Annotated in this window: 11 protein-coding genes and 1 tRNA gene; 6 read left to right on the top strand and 6 right to left on the bottom strand. The window is 44.1% G+C overall.

The window, feature by feature from the left end; all coding sequences use genetic code 11:
* Positions 1–152 precede the first annotated feature (152 nt).
* The 4 genes from leuO (at position 153) to ilvN (ending at position 5,836) form a co-directional block, all read left to right on the top strand.
* On the top strand, positions 153–1,112 hold the full coding sequence (gene leuO / locus ACED42_RS03400; RefSeq protein WP_371701407.1) for a transcriptional regulator LeuO: 960 nt from the start codon (positions 153–155) through the stop codon (positions 1,110–1,112).
* A 201-nt stretch (positions 1,113–1,313) separates the two neighbouring features.
* On the top strand, positions 1,314–3,122 hold the full coding sequence (locus tag ACED42_RS03395; protein WP_135382999.1) for a long-chain fatty acid--CoA ligase: 1,809 nt from the start codon (positions 1,314–1,316) through the stop codon (positions 3,120–3,122).
* A gap of 460 nt (positions 3,123–3,582) precedes the next feature.
* Entirely contained in the window at positions 3,583–5,340 is a 1,758-nt protein-coding gene (locus ACED42_RS03390) for an acetolactate synthase 3 large subunit (protein WP_009847808.1), read from the top strand.
* A 1-nt stretch (position 5,341) separates the two neighbouring features.
* On the top strand, positions 5,342–5,836 hold the full coding sequence (gene ilvN / locus ACED42_RS03385; protein WP_004735875.1) for an acetolactate synthase small subunit: 495 nt from the start codon (positions 5,342–5,344) through the stop codon (positions 5,834–5,836).
* A gap of 432 nt (positions 5,837–6,268) precedes the next feature.
* Here ilvN and ACED42_RS03380 read toward each other — a convergent pair whose 3' ends face one another.
* Positions 6,269–6,940: a GntR family transcriptional regulator gene (locus tag ACED42_RS03380; protein WP_012603177.1), complete on the bottom strand. Its 672-nt coding sequence runs from the start codon at positions 6,938–6,940 to the stop codon at positions 6,269–6,271.
* A gap of 176 nt (positions 6,941–7,116) precedes the next feature.
* Positions 7,117–8,529, bottom strand: coding sequence for a pyruvate kinase PykF (gene pykF / locus ACED42_RS03375; protein WP_012603178.1), 1,413 nt, complete (start codon positions 8,527–8,529; stop codon positions 7,117–7,119).
* Positions 8,530–8,958: 429 nt separating this feature from the next.
* Here pykF and ACED42_RS03370 point away from each other — a divergent pair, with 429 nt between their 5' ends.
* Positions 8,959–9,729 (top strand): DeoR/GlpR family DNA-binding transcription regulator, encoded by a 771-nt coding sequence (locus ACED42_RS03370; protein WP_371701404.1) that lies wholly within the window; start codon positions 8,959–8,961, stop codon positions 9,727–9,729.
* Between the two features lie 107 nt (positions 9,730–9,836).
* A complete protein-coding gene (gene glmS, locus ACED42_RS03365; protein WP_371701403.1) occupies positions 9,837–11,669 on the top strand; it encodes a glutamine--fructose-6-phosphate transaminase (isomerizing) in 1,833 nt (610 codons plus the stop codon).
* 104 nt (positions 11,670–11,773) lie between these two features.
* Here glmS and ACED42_RS03360 read toward each other — a convergent pair whose 3' ends face one another.
* From ACED42_RS03360 to dnaG, 4 genes are all read right to left on the bottom strand, one after another.
* The gene (locus tag ACED42_RS03360) at positions 11,774–13,042 is read right to left on the bottom strand and encodes an O-acetylhomoserine aminocarboxypropyltransferase/cysteine synthase family protein (protein ID WP_371701401.1); all 1,269 of its coding nucleotides are present in this window, start codon (positions 13,040–13,042) and stop codon (positions 11,774–11,776) included.
* Positions 13,043–13,241: 199 nt separating this feature from the next.
* Positions 13,242–13,317, bottom strand: a tRNA-Ile gene (locus tag ACED42_RS03355).
* A gap of 163 nt (positions 13,318–13,480) precedes the next feature.
* Complete coding sequence (gene rpoD / locus ACED42_RS03350) at positions 13,481–15,325, bottom strand: RNA polymerase sigma factor RpoD (RefSeq protein WP_009847799.1); 1,845 nt, start codon at positions 15,323–15,325, stop codon at positions 13,481–13,483.
* A 99-nt stretch (positions 15,326–15,424) separates the two neighbouring features.
* On the bottom strand, positions 15,425–17,176 hold the full coding sequence (dnaG, locus tag ACED42_RS03345; protein ID WP_012603181.1) for a DNA primase: 1,752 nt from the start codon (positions 17,174–17,176) through the stop codon (positions 15,425–15,427).
* Positions 17,177–17,186: the final 10 nt, after the last annotated feature.

The raw sequence follows: 17,186 nt of genomic DNA, 5'->3' as shown, positions 1-17,186 counted from the left end.
TTCTTTATCAATCTTGTTGGTAGCTCGAGATTTATTGGTTAATAGTAATGGCAATCCGAAAAACATCGGTCTGATAAATATAAGAATTAGTGGTTATCTATTCCCACACCATTACCAATTTAACCCTGTCGAACCGACAAGAGGCAACTTGAATGTTAGATAAAAAAGACGCAATGAGTGCAATTGCAAGCTACAGAATGGAAAGCACACTTCGTGGAGTCGACTTAAATCTTTTGACTGTATTTGATGCAGTTATGCAAGAGCAAAATATTACACGTGCAGCTCATAATCTGGGCATGTCTCAGCCAGCGGTAAGTAATGCTGTTGCTCGTTTGAAAGTAATGTTCAACGACGAGCTATTCATGCGTCAAGGTCGTGGTATTCAACCGACTCAACGTGCTCGTCAGTTGTTTGGCCCAATCCGTCAAGCGCTGCAGTTAGTACGCAACGAATTGCCAAGTTCTGTATTCTCACCAGAGTCGTCTTCTCGTTTGTTCAAACTTGCAATTTGTAGCCCTTGCGACATGCGTTTTGCACCTAAGATTATGTCGACAATCAACGACCAAGCACCTAGCGTTAATCTGCACATGGATGCAGAATTTGACCGTCAACTTTCTGAGCGCATGCGTTACCAAGAAATTGACTTCGTTATTGATTACTCGCGTTTTGATGAACAAGGTTTCTCAAGCACTGAGATCTTCCAAGATGAATTGGTTGTGGTCGCTTCTGCTTCTCACCCACGCATCAACGGTGAAGTTTCAGCGGCAGAATTGCTTAACGAAAAGCACGCTAAACTGTCTCGCATTCACGGTCAACGTAGCTTCTCTGAGCAAGCTTACCGTGACCTAGATTGCACGCCTTTCTACGAAGGTACGAGCTTGAGCAACGTTCTTTACGTTGTTGGTCAATCTGAATTAGTAACAATCGCTCCTCGTTGGATGGTAGAACATGCAGCAAACAAAGAGCAGCTTCAGATTTTAGATTTCCCATTCGATAATGCGGCGATTTCTGGCTTCCTTAGCTGGCACGAATCAAGTGAAAAGGACAAAGGACACATCTGGTTACGAGATCAGTTAATGATGATCTGTGGCGAAGTAGTGGCGCTTAACTAGACACTAATTTCTATGATTTATAAGCCCTAAGCTAGGAGTCTAGCTTAGGGTTTTTTTGTACCTGCTATTTTTGTTGATAGAAAACTTAGCGTGAGACGTACTATTACTTATAACTTTGAGCTTCATCAGTTGCCTTTTCCATGATCAGAGGTACACTTGTGCGCTCAAAAAAGCTTACAGGTGTAAGCCAAAGGTAAAGAGATGGCCAATTTAGATTTTCATATCGTAAAAAGACTTCGTGACCAAATTGCCCAAGGTGGCAACCGTACAGCTTTGAAGCACAAAGTAGGCAATGTATGGCAAGGTATTAGCTGGGAACAATTTGGACAACAAATCGATACGCTTTCATTAGCGCTATTGGCTCAAGGATTGAGAGTTCAGGATAAGATCGGTATCTTCTCGAACAATATGCCTCAGTGGACTGTGGCTGACTTCGCATCCTTACAAGCGCGTCTTGTAACGGTACCAATCTACCCAACCAACACAGCGGCGCAGTCTTCTTACATTATCCAAAATGCAGATGTGAAGATCTTATTCGTTGGCGAGCAAGCTCAGTTCGATGCGGCGGTTAGCCTTTTTGAAGAGTGTGAACAGCTAGAAGTTGTTGTGGCGATGTCTGATGATATCGATCTGCAAGGACATCGCTTTGCCGTCTCTTGGAAAGAGTTCATGGCTCGTGGTGTTGAAGAGCAGCGAGCTGAGCTTGATGTTCGTCTTGCGGATGCCAGCATGGATGACTTACTGACGCTTATCTATACCTCTGGTACAACGGGCCAGCCTAAAGGTGTAATGCTTGATTACACTAATGTTGGCTATCAACTAAAAGGCCATGATGAGCGTCTCAGCTTAAGCAAAGACGACGTCTCATTGTGTTTCTTACCTCTATCACATGTATTTGAGCGCGCTTGGACTTTCTATGTCCTTTATAAAGGCGCAACCAACTGCTATTTGCAAGACACCATGCAAGTTCGTGATGCATTGAGTGATGTTAAACCAACGGTTATGTCTGCTGTTCCTCGCTTCTACGAGAAGATTTTCTCAGCGATTCACGAGAAAGTATCTAAAGCACCGTTTATTCGTAAAGTACTCTTTACTTGGGCGGTGAACATGGGCGCGAAGCTTTCTGTTTGTCATCAAGAAGGTCGTACACCATCATTCATGCTGAAGAAGAGCCATGCGCTTGCTGACAAGCTTGTGTTATCTAAACTGCGAGCTCTGTTAGGTGGTAACATCAACTTCATGCCATGTGGTGGCGCGAAGCTTGATGAAACCATTGGTCGCTTCTTCCACGCGATTGGTATCAATGTAAAACTTGGCTACGGCATGACAGAAACCACGGCAACAGTATCGTGCTGGGATGACCGTTGTTTTAACCCTGATTCGATCGGTATGTCGATGCCGGGCGCTGAAGTGAAAATTGGCGCTAAGGATGAGATCCTTGTTCGTGGCCCAATGGTGATGCGCGGCTACTACAAGATGCCAGAAGAGACAGCTAAGACATTTGACGAGCATGGTTTCCTGAAAACGGGTGATGCGGGTCATTTTGATGAAAATGGTAATCTATTCATTACTGATCGCATCAAAGAATTAATGAAGACTTCTGGCGGTAAGTACATTGCACCGCAAGTGGTTGAAGGCGCAATTGGTAAAGATCACTTTATCGAGCAGATTGCTGTTATCGCTGATACGCGCAAATTCGTTTCTGCACTGATTGTTCCTTGTTATGACTCGCTAGAAGAGTATGCCAAAGAGCTTAATATCAAATATCATGACCGTGTGGAACTTGTTAAAAATCACCAAATAGTAGAGATGCTAGAGAAGCGTGTGAATGACTTACAACAAGAGCTAGCGAAGTTTGAGCAAGTGAAGAAGTTTAAGTTGCTGCCAAAAGCGTTTTCTATGGATGATGGTGAGCTAACACCGACCCAGAAACTGCGTCGTAAGGTTATTAACGATAAGTATCAAGACGAAATCGAAGAAATGTACAACGAAAAGCCTAAAGATAAGTAGTTTTCTGTTTAGATAAATTTTCAGTTGTTTAAAAATCCCCCTACGAATGTGATTGCATTTTTAGGGGGATTTTTTGTATCTAATGACACAGCACAATGTGCGAAAGCGCACACCAACAAGCTCGCTGTTTATCGATAAATAGCGAACTGTTGAAATATTAAGTGCTTTTTTTTATCAAGTAGGCAGTATTTAAACCTAGTGTGAAAGCCTGTGTTGGGTTTTATTTGATGCTTTGAGCTAATAGTTGGTTTTTTGGCACAGTTGCCGAATAACAGGCGTTAGACCAGATGATAATAAAGCGTTAAAGTTGTTTCGTATTACTGTTTGTTGTTATCACTACAGACAGCCATAGCCGAAAAAGTGGAAGTATTTCGAATTAGGCTACGAATAAGCCCTAGACTATGAAAAACCAGCCCAACATGTTCACCAAATGTGATTGGAAACTGGTGAGGAGAGCAATATGACAACAAAACCTGAAACAGCTATGTCATCCGGCGCTGAAATGTTATCCGGCGCTGAGATGGTGGTGCAGTCTCTAATTGAAGAGGGTGTAGAACAAATCTTTGGTTATCCAGGTGGTTCTGTACTTGATATCTACGATGCGCTGCATGCTAAAACTGCTGAAATTAAACACGTATTAGTACGACACGAACAAGCCGCTACCCACATGGCAGATGGCTATACTCGTTCTACCGGTAAGCCGGGTGTAGTACTTGTGTGTTCTGGTCCAGGTGCGACCAATACCGTTACTGGTATTGCAACAGCCTACATGGACTCAATCCCAATGATTGTTATTTCTGGTAACGTACCAAATAACCTTATTGGTAACGACGCCTTCCAAGAGTGTGACATCGTTGGTGTATCACGCCCGATCGTTAAACACAGCTTCCTCGTTAAGAAAGCGGAAGATATCCCTGAAGTCGTTAAAAAAGCATTCTATATTTCAACGACAGGACGTCCAGGTCCTGTGGTTATTGACCTGCCAAAAGACATTTTAAACCCACAAATTAAGCTTCCTTATGAATACCCAGAAACGATCAAAATGCGTTCATATAACCCAACGGTTACGGGTCATAAAGGTCAGATCAAAAAGGCGCTAAAAGCCCTTCTTGAAGCGAAGAAACCGGTACTTTATGTCGGTGGTGGTGCGGTTATTTCTGAGGCAGATAAGCCGCTATTAAAATTAGCAGAGGCACTGAATTTACCCGTGGTAAGTACCCTAATGGGGCTTGGCGCTTTCCCTGGTACTCATAAGAACTCTTTGGGTATGTTGGGCATGCATGGTTTGTATGAAGCCAATATGGCGATGCACAATGCGGACTTGATCTTTGGTATTGGCGTACGTTTCGATGATCGAACGACCAATAACCTAGATAAGTACTGCCCTGATGCGAAGATCATGCACATTGATATCGATCCATCTTCTATCTCTAAGAACGTTAAAGTGGATCTACCGATTGTAGGTTCAGCGGAAAAAGTACTAGAAAGCATGGTTAACCTGCTTATTGAGCAAGGTGGAACTAACGATGCAGAAGCGATGGAAAGCTGGTGGAGTGAAATTAAACAGTGGCAAGAACGTGACTGCTTAGCGTATGACAAAACGTCGGGTCGAATTAAGCCACAACAAGTTATTGAAACGCTGCATAAAGTAACCAATGGCGATGCCTATGTTGCTTCTGATGTAGGTCAACACCAAATGTTTGCTGCTTTGTATTACCCGTTTGACAAGCCGCGCCGTTGGATTAACTCTGGTGGTCTAGGCACGATGGGCTTTGGCTTACCTGCTGGTATGGGCGTTAAGTTTGCGAAACCTGATGAAGAAGTTGTGATTGTTACTGGTGACGGCAGTATTCAAATGAATATCCAAGAGCTGTCGACTGCGCTGCAATACAATATTCCCGTTAAGATTATTAATCTTAACAACCGTTTCTTAGGCATGGTAAAACAGTGGCAAGACATTGTTTATCAAGGTCGTTACTCTAATTCATATATGGACTCTGTTCCTGATTTTGCTGCTATCGCTGAGGCTTATGGCCACGTTGGCATGCGTATTTCATCTCCGGATGAACTGGAATCAGGTTTGGAAAAAGCACTAGCGATGAAAGACCGTTTGGTATTTGTCGATATTAGTGTGGATGACACCGAGCACGTCTACCCAATGCAGATCAAAGGCGAGGGTATGGATAACATGTGGCTAAGCAAAACGGAGAGAACATAATATGAGACACATCCTTTCACTATTAATGGAAAACCAACCAGGTGCACTATCTCGTGTGGTTGGCTTGTTTTCTCAGCGTGGCTACAACATCGAGTCTTTGAATGTATCCCCTACGGATGATCCAACGCTTTCTCGTCTGAATGTCACCACTAACTCGAGCGAAATGCAGCTTGAGCAGATCCAAAAACAGCTACACAAGTTAATCGACGTACTTAAGGTACAAGAAGTGTCTGAGCTTGAGCATATCGAGCGTGAACTTCTGATGGTAAAAGTACGCGCTAGCGGCTTTGCTCGCGCTGAAGTGAAACGCACAGCGGATATATTCCGTGGTCAAATCGTTGATGTGACGGCTTCGCAATATACGGTTCAAATGGCTGGCACTAGCGAGAAGCTGGATGCTTTCATTCAGGCATTGTCTGAAGTAACGGAAGTACTTGAAGTGGCTCGAAGTGGGGTTGTTGGCATCGCACGTGGTGAACGAGCGTTGAAAGCCTAACGAAGAAAGATTTAAAGCTGCTTTTAAGCTAAAACTGATCACTTAATCGTTTGAAAAAAATAGCGATTTTACTGATACGAACGGCCCTTAATTTGGGCCGTTTTGCTTTTTGGAAGTCGCTATCGTTTATCCACAAAGTTTATATGATTAGACTAAAGTCTAATGCTCTCGATGATTTGAACTAAACTGAATGATAACCATACAGTCTGATTGAAAGAGGCGTGGTATGTTTGTCGATTTTTTAGTGAGGGTAACCATAGGTACATTAGCCGTTCTTGGCTTTCAACTGAGTGCATTGTATTTTTTACCTATGGTTGTGCTACTCAATACTCATCACAAAGAGTTTTTTGGGTGGTAGTTCAGTCGTAATACTGGAAATAAAAAACGGAGCTATTAGGCTCCGTTTTTATGTGGTTAGAATCTATCTTGACATTATGCGGCTTCGATAACTTCTTCAATTCGCTTCATTGAACTTAACAGGTGTTGATCCAATAGTTCTGTCGCTTGATCGACATTTTTAGCAAGTACCAGCTTCATGATCATTTCATGCTCATCAATATTGAACAGATCATCAGATGCGCTTTTCGCTGACATCGCTAGGAAGCGGTAGCGTTTTACTTGATTGATAAGATCATCAAAGAACTTAAACATGTTCTCTGAGTCTGCGCCTTCAAGTAACGCTGCATGAAACTGCTGGTGACGTTCTTCCCACTCAACACAATCAAACTCTTCTGAGACATATTGTATGCGTGATAGCTTGTGGTAGGAGGTTAATACTTCCAGTTCCCAGCTTTCATCGCCTGCTGAAATTGCCTTTTTAAGCAGAACAGAAGAGACAACACGAAGGCTTTCATATAGGTCATTGAGTTCTTTCTTTGATACCGGTGATACCCAGCAGCCTTTTTGTGGCTCTAGCTTTACGTATTTACTCCAAGATAGTTGCACTAAGGCTTCGCGAATTGGAGATGCGCCGACGTTGTATCGTGCTTTGAGATCAGCTACAACGAGTTTTTTACCTGGGGTTAATTCACCATTGAGAATATCTTGGCGAATCATCTTTGATACTTTGTCAGTAAGCGTAGGACTAGACATTACAAACCTCATGTATATTTGATTTCTAGTCTGCTAATCCGTTTCTTAGGAAGAGTTTATTGGAGTTTAACAGTACGTAGTTCTAATGTGATTGATAATACAGCGTACTGAAAAGTTAGGCAAGATTTTGTTTCATAAAAAAAGAGGGCCGAAGCCCTCTTTTATATTTTATGCGAATCGGTTCATTCTTATAGAACGTGAACAGATGCTGTGTTTGTAGTACCAGAAGCGACTAGAGCACCAGAAACCATAACTACGATGTCGCCTTTGTTACCTAGGCCAGATTGTAGAGCGATTTCTTTACCGTTGATGTAGAACGCGTCTGTGTTCTCGATAGAGTCAACAAGAACTGGCTTAACACCTTTAGTAAGAACTAGCTGTGCAGCTGTCTTTTCGTTAGTTGTTAGAGCAAGGATGTTTGCAGTTGGGAAGTATTTACGTACTGAACGTGCAGACTTACCGCCTTCAGTTGCAACAACGATTAGAGGAGCAGCTAGCTTCTCTGCTGTGTCTACAGCGCCTTTACATACTGCTTCAGTGATGCGTAGACGTGGGCTGTCTAGACGAGAACCTAGCTCAGCTTTAAGAGCTGAATCAGTACGGTTCGCGATTTGAGCCATGATAGTAACAGCTTCAACTGGGTACTTACCTTTAGCAGTTTCACCAGAAAGCATTACTGCATCAGTACCATCCATGATTGCGTTCGCAACGTCACCCGCTTCTGCACGAGTTGGACGTGGGTTGCTGATCATAGAGTCAAGCATTTGAGTTGCAGTGATAACCATCTTACGTGCGCGGTTACACTTCTCGATCATCATCTTCTGAGCGAAGATTACTTCTTCAGCTGGGATTTCAACACCTAGGTCACCACGAGCAACCATGATGCCGTCAGAAGCTTCAAGGATTGAATCGAAGTTATCTACACCTTCTTGGTTTTCAATCTTAGAAATGATGTGGATGTTCTCGCCGCCGTTAGCGTTTAGAAGCTCACGGATTTCTTTAACGTCTTCTTCTTTACGAATGAAAGAAGCAGCTACGAAATCAACGCCTTGCTCGCAACCAAACTTAAGGTCAGCTTTGTCTTTCTCAGAAAGAGCTGGAAGTTGAACAGAAACGCCAGGCAGGTTAACACCTTTGTTTTCGCCTAGAGCACCGTTGTTAAGAACTTTACACTTAACTTCAGTTTCTGTTGTTGCGATAACTTCCATTTCGATTAGGCCATCATCAACAAGGATAGTGTTACCTGCTGTTAGGTCCTTAGCGAAACCTAGGTAAGTTACTGCTACTACGTCTTTGTTACCAACAACTGTTGCGTCAGTTGTGAAAGTGAACTCTTGACCAGCTACTAGATCTACGTCGTTACCATCTTCAAGTTTGATAGTACGGATTTCTGGACCTTTAGTATCTAGAAGGATCGCAAGTTGCTCACCATTATTTTCCATTACTTTACGGAAGTTCGCGATACGAGTGCCGTGCTCTGCGAAATCACCGTGAGAGAAGTTAAGACGCATAACGTTCATGCCAGCATCTACTAGTTCAGTTAGCTTCTCTACAGATTCAGTTTTAGGGCCAATCGTACATACGATTTTGGTCTTTTTCATGGAAGGTACTCTCCGGTAAGTATTGTTACAATTTGAAATTTATTTAAGTTCTGAAGATTGGTCCGCTACATCAACATTTTGTGCCTGTTGTGTAAAAGCGCGGGACTTCCAATATGTCCTTCAGAGTTGTAAGTCTTTCATCAATTTTAGTCATTTTATGACCAAAAGATTTTGATTCAATATCGGTTTTCTGTGACTTACCCCACTATATAGGCGGTAAGTTGCAAAGAAATAACAGTCAGTTTTGTAATTTTTTTTCTTTTCGGGTGCGGATTCTACCACCTAATGAGTTCAATATCACTGCTTAACAATTGTCTTAGGACAAGGTTTTATCGCTATTTATTAATTTTTTGGATCAAAATAAATGGACTAAATAGTTTCGTTGTAACTATAATATGTTTCATATCGAAACTTAATGGCCTTTTTTAAATGTCGAAACGAAACACCCAGCTCAGAAGACATGCAATTTCTAACCTAGTGAATGAAAAAGGGGAGGTTAGTGTTGATGAATTATCCGCTAAGTTCGAAACCTCAGAGGTCACGATTAGAAAGGACTTGGCGTCTTTAGAGAAAAACGGTCAGCTTTTGCGCCGTTATGGTGGTGCGATTTCATTACCGAAAGAGGTTGTGAACGAAGAGCTGGGTCCACAAGTTTCGACTCGAAAGATTTCATTAGCGAAAGCCGCGGCAGATTTAATTCGCGACCATAATCGCATTGTGATCGATAGCGGTAGCACGACAGGGGCGCTAATTCAGCAGCTCAATAGCAAGCGTGGTTTGGTTGTGATGACCAACTCATTGCACGTTGCTAATGCACTTAATGAGTTGGAAAGCGAACCAACACTGCTAATGACCGGCGGCACTTGGGATACCCATTCGGATTCTTTCCAAGGCAAAGTCGCAGAGTCAGTACTTCGTGCTTACGATTTTGATCAACTATTTATTGGGGCTGATGGTATCGACCTTGATAGAGGCACAACCACGTTCAATGAATTGGTTGGTCTAAGTAAAGTAATGGCTGAAGTGTCACGAGAAGTGATCGTGATGGTTGAGTCGGAAAAGGTGGGACGAAAGATCCCGAACTTAGAGCTGGCATGGGAGCACATTGACATCTTAATTACCGATACAGACTTAGGCGAAGAATCCAAAGCAAGTATCGAATCACATGATGTTCGTGTGATCTTGACTGATCCAACGTAAAAACAAATTTAAGTATTATGCATTTACCTTCCTATAATTGCTCTTGATAAAGATCTGGCCTTTGCTTGCTGCCAATAGGAATAAAACGAAATTGATGGAGTGAAACTATGTGTGGAATTGTTGGTGCAGTAGCACAGCGTGATGTAGCCGAAATTTTAGTAGAAGGCCTTCGCCGCCTAGAATACCGAGGCTACGATTCAGCGGGTGTCGCTGTAGTTGATAGCGAGTCTAATCTAACTCGTGTACGCCGCCTTGGTAAAGTACAAGAGCTAGCAGACGCAGTCGATCAGCAACATGTTATTGGCGGTACTGGTATCGCCCATACACGTTGGGCAACACACGGTGAGCCATCTGAAGCGAATGCACACCCACACATGTCTGGTGATATTGCAGTTGTACACAACGGCATTATCGAAAACCACGAAGCACTGCGCGCTCTACTGAAAGAGCGCGGTTACGTGTTTACTTCACAAACGGATACGGAAGTTATTGCTCACTTAGTTGAGTGGGAACTTCGCACTTCAGCTTCTTTGGTTGAAGCGCTACAAAAAACAGCAAAACAACTAGATGGTGCGTATGGCACGGTGGTGGTTGATCGTAAAGATCCTAGCCGTATTGTTGTTGCTCGCTCAGGTAGCCCTATTGTTATTGGTTTTGGTGTCGGTGAGAACTTTCTGGCATCAGACCAACTAGCGCTATTAAACGTAACTCGTCGCTTCATGTACCTAGAAGAAGGTGATGTTGCTGAGGTAACTCGTCGTGATGTTACGGTATTTGATGTAGCGGGCGAGCGTGTAGAGCGAGACATCGTTGAATCAAACGCAGAACACGATGCAGGTGATAAAGGTCAATACCGTCACTTCATGCAGAAAGAGGTCTTTGAGCAGCCAACAGCGCTAATCAATACAATGGAAGGTCGTATCTCTGAAACGTCTGTTATCACCAACGCAATTGGTGTTAAAACCGAAGAGATTCTAAGCAAGGTAGAGCATGTGCAGATCATCGCATGTGGTACGTCTTACAACTCTGGCATGGTTGCACGTTACTGGTTTGAGTCTCTAGCAGGCGTAAGCTGTGACGTAGAGATTGCCTCTGAATTCCGTTACCGTGACTTCGTTGTTCGCCCGAATAGCCTATTGGTAACTATCTCCCAGTCAGGTGAAACGGCCGATACGCTTGCTGCACTTCGCTTGGCAAAAGAGAAGGGATACATGTCCGCAATGACTATCTGTAACGTTGCGGGTTCTTCGCTAGTTCGTGAATCTGATTTTGCCTTCATGACTCGCGCAGGAACTGAGATCGGCGTTGCTTCAACTAAAGCCTTCACGACACAGCTAGCGGCTATGCTGATGATGGTAACTTCAATTGGTCATCTACAAGGTCGTATCAATGAAGAGAAAGAAGCTGAAATCGTTCAAGCACTGCATCAACTGCCTGCTGATATTGAAAAAGCATTGGCATTTGATAAAGAAATTGAAGCACTAGCACCTGATTTTGCTGATAAGCACCACACATTGTTCCTAGGTCGTGGCGAGTTCTACCCAATAGCAATGGAAGCGTCTCTGAAGCTGAAAGAGATCTCTTACATTCATGCAGAAGCATACGCGGCAGGTGAGCTTAAGCACGGTCCTTTGGCTCTTATCGATGCAGATATGCCAGTAGTCGTTATTGCACCAAGCAACGACTTGCTAGAGAAGCTGAAATCAAACGTTGAAGAAGTACGTGCTCGCGGCGGTCTACTTTACGTATTCGCAGATGAAGACGCTGGCTTTGAAAGCGATGAGAACATGAAGATCATCAAGATGCCTCACGTAAGTGAAGTAACAGCACCTATCTACTACACAGTACCGATGCAGCTGTTGTCTTACCACGTAGCATTAATCAAAGGGACCGACGTTGACCAACCTCGTAACCTTGCGAAATCGGTAACGGTTGAGTAATCGCCAACCTATCACAGAAAATTAGATAATAAGAAGCCCATCCTGTGATGGGCTTTTTTGTGTCTGTGAGTTAACGATCAGTGTTAGAGATAGCTTTACTGTTATTAAGTATTAAGCGCTTGCTCTAGGTCAGCCAAGATATCGTCAATGTGCTCAATGCCTACTGAAAGGCGAATCATCTCTGGTGATACGCCCGCTTGTTTTTGCTCTGCTTCGCTTAATTGACGATGCGTTGTTGAAGCAGGGTGACAAGCGAGAGATTTTGCATCGCCAATGTTCACCAAGCGCTTGAAGATTTGTAGCGCATCATAGAAACGAACACCCGCTTCATAACCATCTTTCAAGCCAAAAGATAAAATGGCCGATGGCTTACCTTGCATGTATTTCTCAGCCAACGGATAGAACTCAGACGTTGGTAAACCAGCGTAGCTCACCCAACTCACTTTCTCATGTTGCTGAAGGTACTCTGCTACTTTTAGTGCGTTCTCTGTGTGTCGCTCCATGCGTAGCGACAACGTTTCTAGACCTTGCATTAGCATGAAGGCATTCATTGGCGACAGTGCTGCACCCGTATTACGCAGTGGAACGGTTCGAGCACGTCCAATAAACGCGGCGTCACCAAAAGCCTCGGTGTACACCACACCGTGGTAAGAAGGCTCTGGCTGATTAAAAACTGGGAAGCGATCTTTATGCTCTGCCCATGGGAATTTTCCTGAATCGACAATTACGCCACCGAGTGTTGTTCCGTGACCACCAACGTATTTAGTTAGCGAGTGCACCACAATATCAGCACCAAAATCGATAGGTTTACACAGTACAGGTGTTGCTACCGTGTTATCGACAATCACAGGCACACCTTTTGCGTGAGCAAGTTCGGCAACACGTTCTAAGTCGATGATATTACCTGCTGGGTTGCCGATACTTTCGCAGTAAACCGCCTTGGTTTTTTCATCAATCAGTGCCGCTAAGCTTTCTGGTTTGTCGTCTTTGGCAAAGCGAACTTCTATCCCTTGACTTGGCAGCATGTGAGCAAATAGAGTGTAAGTACCGCCGTAAAGCTGAGGCGTTGAAACGATGTTGTCACCGATTTGTGCCAACGTTTGAATGGCATAGTTGATCGCCGCGCTGCCTGCACTCACCACTAAGCCAGCAATACCACCCTCTAAGGCCGCCATACGCTTTTCTAATACATCATTGGTTGGGTTCATTATGCGAGTGTAGATATTACCGGGAACCGCAAGATTGAAGAGGTCGGCGCCGTGTTGTGCGTCATCGAATTCGTAAGCAACGGTTTGGTAAATAGGGGTCGCAACCGATTTGGTTGTTGGATCAGTGTCGTAGCCGAAGTGAATCGAGAGCGTTTCGTCTTTCATGAGTCTTCCCTGAACTATTGAATTATTTACGTGCTCTCATATTGCCGATTTTTTTATAAAAGAAAAGTATATTTAGTCACATAGAGGGAATTGGAATTGTGTGGACGATTGGTTATTTGTAGGAAACATAGCTGTGAGTTGTACAGCTTCAGAAAAGCAAAAAGCCAGAGCAGCGTGAACTGTTCTGGCTTTTCTAATTTGGTGGCCCCTCCCAGATTTGAACTGGGGACCGAACGATTATGAGTCGTGCGCTCTAACCACTGAGCTAAGGGGCCGTAGGGCATAGATTATAGGGGAAGCATTCATTGGTGTCTAGACACTATGAGGGGCAATTCCGCTTACATCTTAGCCACTTAAATCATACAGGTACAAAAAAGGTGAGCCAACGCTCACCTTTTTTATTTTATGCTTAAAAGCTAACCACACTAAAGCGTGTAATTACTCGTCTAGGAAGCTGCGTAGAGTTTCTGAGCGGCTTGGGTGACGAAGTTTACGCAGTGCTTTTGCTTCGATTTGACGGATACGTTCACGAGTAACGTCGAACTGCTTACCCACTTCTTCTAGAGTGTGGTCAGTGTTCATGTCGATACCGAAACGCATACGCAGTACTTTCGCTTCACGAGGAGTTAGGCCAGCAAGCACGTCTTTAGTTGCGCCGCGCAGGCTTGTTGCCGTTGCAGAGTCTAAAGGCAGTTCTAGCGTTGTATCCTCGATGAAATCACCTAGGTGCGAATCTTCGTCGTCACCGATTGGTGTCTCCATTGAGATAGGCTCTTTAGCGATTTTCAGTACTTTACGGATCTTGTCTTCAGGCATTTGCATGCGCTCAGCCAACTCTTCCGGAAGTGGTTCACGACCCATCTCTTGTAGCATTTGACGAGAGATACGGTTTAGTTTGTTGATCGTTTCGATCATGTGAACCGGAATACGGATAGTACGAGCTTGGTCGGCAATCGAACGAGTGATTGCTTGACGGATCCACCACGTAGCATAAGTAGAGAACTTGTAACCACGACGGTATTCAAACTTATCTACTGCTTTCATCAGACCGATGTTACCTTCTTGGATTAGATCCAGGAATTGTAGACCACGGTTTGTGTACTTCTTAGCAATCGAGATTACTAGACGTAAGTTCGCTTCAACCATCTCTTTCTTAGCACGACGAGCTTTCGCTTCACCGATAGACATACGACGGCTGATATCTTTAATGCTTTGAACAGTAAGAGACGTTTCACGTTCGATGATATCCAGCTTTTGGATAGAACGACGGATGTCGTGTTCGTTACGTTTGATCTTTTCAGCGTATGGTTTGTCTGAAGCAAGAACTTCGTCCAACCATGCTTCGCTAGATTCATTACCAGTAAATAGAGCAATGAAAGATTTCTTCGGCATTTTGCCGTACTCAACCGTTTGACGCATGATTAGGCGTTCTTGAGTACGTACGCGATCCATTGAAGTACGCAGTTCGTTTACTAGGTAATCGAACTGTTTTGGCGTTAGACGGAACTCTTTGAATACGTCTTGCATCATTGTCGTTGCAAGTGTGGCTTTCGGACTTTCATGGCCGTATTCATTGATTGCGAGTTGACGGTTTTGGTAGCTAGTGCGAAGTGCTGTGAACTTCTCAAGAGCAAGCTCAGGATCAATACCTGTATCTTCCTCTTCTTCTTCCTCGTCGTCTTCTGCTTCTTCTTTGTCTTCGTCTTCTAGATCAGTTTTAGCAAGTTCTGAACCGATGTGAGTCGCCGTTGGCGCAGCTGTGCCATCGTCGTCTGGGTCAACAAAGCCATTGATTAGATCTGTTAAACGAATCTCTTCAGCGAGTACGCGGTCAAACTGTTCCAAGATGTATGGAATAGTGCCTGGGTACTCAGCTACAGATAATTGAACAGTATTGATACCATCTTCAATACGCTTCGCAATGTCGATTTCGCCTTCACGAGTCAGTAGTTCAACTGTACCCATTTCACGCATGTACATACGAACTGGGTCAGTTGTACGGCCAATCTCGCTTTCTACGCTTGACAGCGCAGCAGCAGCAGCTTCAGCTGCATCTTCATCTATATTGGCATCGTCATCATTAAGTGCTAGATCATCAGCGTCAGGTGCAGTTTCTACTACCTTGATACCCATGTCATTGATCATTTGAATGATGTCTTCTACCTGTTCAGAATCCACGATTTCTGCAGGTAGGTGGTCGTTTACTTCGGCGTAGGTCAGATAGCCTTGTTCCTTGCCTTTAATAACAAGTAATTTTAGCTGTGACTGCGGATTTTGATCCATAGATGATATCCAACTTCAGGTCTGGTGAAGGACGTTGCATTCTCAAATGCAAACCAATTATGTTAACAAATTTATTAAATGCTGACTAATCAAACAGGGTTACGCTTTTAGATCTAGCATTAAAGCTAGTAGCTCCCTTTTTTCTTCGGCTGATAAACCGACACTTCTTGCTTTGGCCTGCAGGTTTTCAATTTGTTTTTCAACGCACTGGGCAAGGATATTGTCCAATGAGTCTAAAAATATGTCTTCTTGATTGTCTTCGTCGAGGGGGATTTCCCAGCTCGCGAGACGAGACAGAAGCGCCTCATGTTTATTGTGTCGCCAATGCTCTAATAATTGGCCTGTGTTGATATGGGGATGCGCGTGGCATTTATCAAGTACTTCGACGAATAAACTTAGTCCAGGCAACTGTAAGCCTTTGACACTTGATAAATCCGGTACCATATCAGCATAGCTCGGATTTTGGATAAGCAAAGCGATAACTTCTCGCATTGGAGTGCGTTTCAGTTCTTTATGCGGTTGAGGTGTCGGGTTCTTAGTATGAACACGAGCTCGTCTCAGTTGGTTATCAAAACCAGTACGCTCATCCAATAATTTCTCGAGCAGTTCTTGGAAATAACTGTCAGGGATTTTGTTAATCAAGGCGCTTGCGTGTGCTCGCAGTGCCGACTTCCCTTCCGTTGTTCCCAAGTTCAATTTGTGTATCTCAATAAGATTATCGAACAAGTAAGTAGAAAGCGGTGTCGCATTGTGGACGAGCTGTTCGAAAGCAGCCTGACCGTGTTCTCTAATATAGCTGTCTGGGTCTTCACCGTCTGGCAAGAACAGAAACTTGAGCGTGTTACCTGTTTTCAGGTATTCAAGCGCATTTTCGAGTGCGCGCCACGCCGCTTCTTTACCTGCTCGGTCACCGTCGTAACAACAAACCACTGTGCTGGTTTGGCGGAACAACATTTGAACGTGGTCACCGGTTGTCGAGGTGCCCAGTGATGCCACTGAGTAATCAACACCATATTGCGCTAATGCCACGACATCCATGTAACCTTCAACCACAAGTATTTGCGGCGGTTCACGGTAGGCTTGCAGCACTTCATAAAGGCCGTAAAGCTCTTTGCCTTTATGGAAGATAGGCGTTTCTGGTGAGTTCAGGTATTTCGGTGTGCCGTCTTCTAAGACACGGCCGCCAAACCCGATCACTCGGCCTCGACGGTCACGAATCGGGAACATCACGCGTCCACGGAATCGATCGTATCGGTTGCCTTTATCGTTTTCTATCAACATGCCGCCAGTAACGAGCATGTCTTGGGCTTCTTTTTGTTGGCCAAAGTTCTTACGAACCAAGTCCCATTCATCAGCGACGTAGCCAATGCCAAACTTCTGTACGATTTCACCAGAAAGACCGCGATTTTTTAGGTAATCAATCGCAGGTTTGTTCGCTGAAATTTTCAGCTGAGAGCGGTAAAAATTACTGATGCCGCCCATCAAATCGTAGAGGTTACGTTTTTGTTCGCTGTTGGCTCTTGGCGCCGTAGATATTTCACCGCTGCGCTGTTCTCTAGGAACATCAAGTCCTAAAAATGAGGCCAGCTCTTCAATCGCTTCAACAAAATCGAGACGTTCGAACTCCATAATGAAGTCGATAGCATTGCCGTGTACGCCACAACCAAAGCAGTGATAAAACTGTTTTTCTTGGCTTACGCTGAAAGAAGGGGTCTTTTCGTTGTGAAATGGGCAACAAGCACCATAGTTTTTGCCTTTTTTCTTAAGTTTCACGCGTGCGTCCACAATATCGACAATGTCGAGACGCGCTAGGAGATCATCGATGAAACTACGCGGGATGTGTCCTGCCATAAAACCTTAG

This window comes from Vibrio sp. FF145 (assembly GCF_041439075.1).
Lineage (GTDB): Bacteria > Pseudomonadota > Gammaproteobacteria > Enterobacterales > Vibrionaceae > Vibrio > Vibrio tasmaniensis_A.
This window is presented reverse-complemented; position numbering and strand designations above follow the sequence as displayed.

What these genes read in the sequence shown, in the direction of transcription:
- ACED42_RS03380 (WP_012603177.1), bottom strand. Translation starts at nt 6,940, where the DNA reads ATGAGGTTTGTAATGTCTAGTCCTACGCTTACTGACAAAGTATCAAAG.
- ilvN (WP_004735875.1), top strand. Translation starts at nt 5,342, where the DNA reads ATGAGACACATCCTTTCACTATTAATGGAAAACCAACCAGGTGCACTA.
- rpoD (WP_009847799.1), bottom strand. Translation starts at nt 15,325, where the DNA reads ATGGATCAAAATCCGCAGTCACAGCTAAAATTACTTGTTATTAAAGGC.
- leuO (WP_371701407.1), top strand. Translation starts at nt 153, where the DNA reads ATGTTAGATAAAAAAGACGCAATGAGTGCAATTGCAAGCTACAGAATG.
- ACED42_RS03360 (WP_371701401.1), bottom strand. Translation starts at nt 13,042, where the DNA reads ATGAAAGACGAAACGCTCTCGATTCACTTCGGCTACGACACTGATCCA.
- ACED42_RS03390 (WP_009847808.1), top strand. Translation starts at nt 3,583, where the DNA reads ATGACAACAAAACCTGAAACAGCTATGTCATCCGGCGCTGAAATGTTA.
- ACED42_RS03395 (WP_135382999.1), top strand. Translation starts at nt 1,314, where the DNA reads ATGGCCAATTTAGATTTTCATATCGTAAAAAGACTTCGTGACCAAATT.
- dnaG (WP_012603181.1), bottom strand. Translation starts at nt 17,176, where the DNA reads ATGGCAGGACACATCCCGCGTAGTTTCATCGATGATCTCCTAGCGCGT.
- glmS (WP_371701403.1), top strand. Translation starts at nt 9,837, where the DNA reads ATGTGTGGAATTGTTGGTGCAGTAGCACAGCGTGATGTAGCCGAAATT.
- ACED42_RS03370 (WP_371701404.1), top strand. Translation starts at nt 8,959, where the DNA reads ATGTCGAAACGAAACACCCAGCTCAGAAGACATGCAATTTCTAACCTA.
- pykF (WP_012603178.1), bottom strand. Translation starts at nt 8,529, where the DNA reads ATGAAAAAGACCAAAATCGTATGTACGATTGGCCCTAAAACTGAATCT.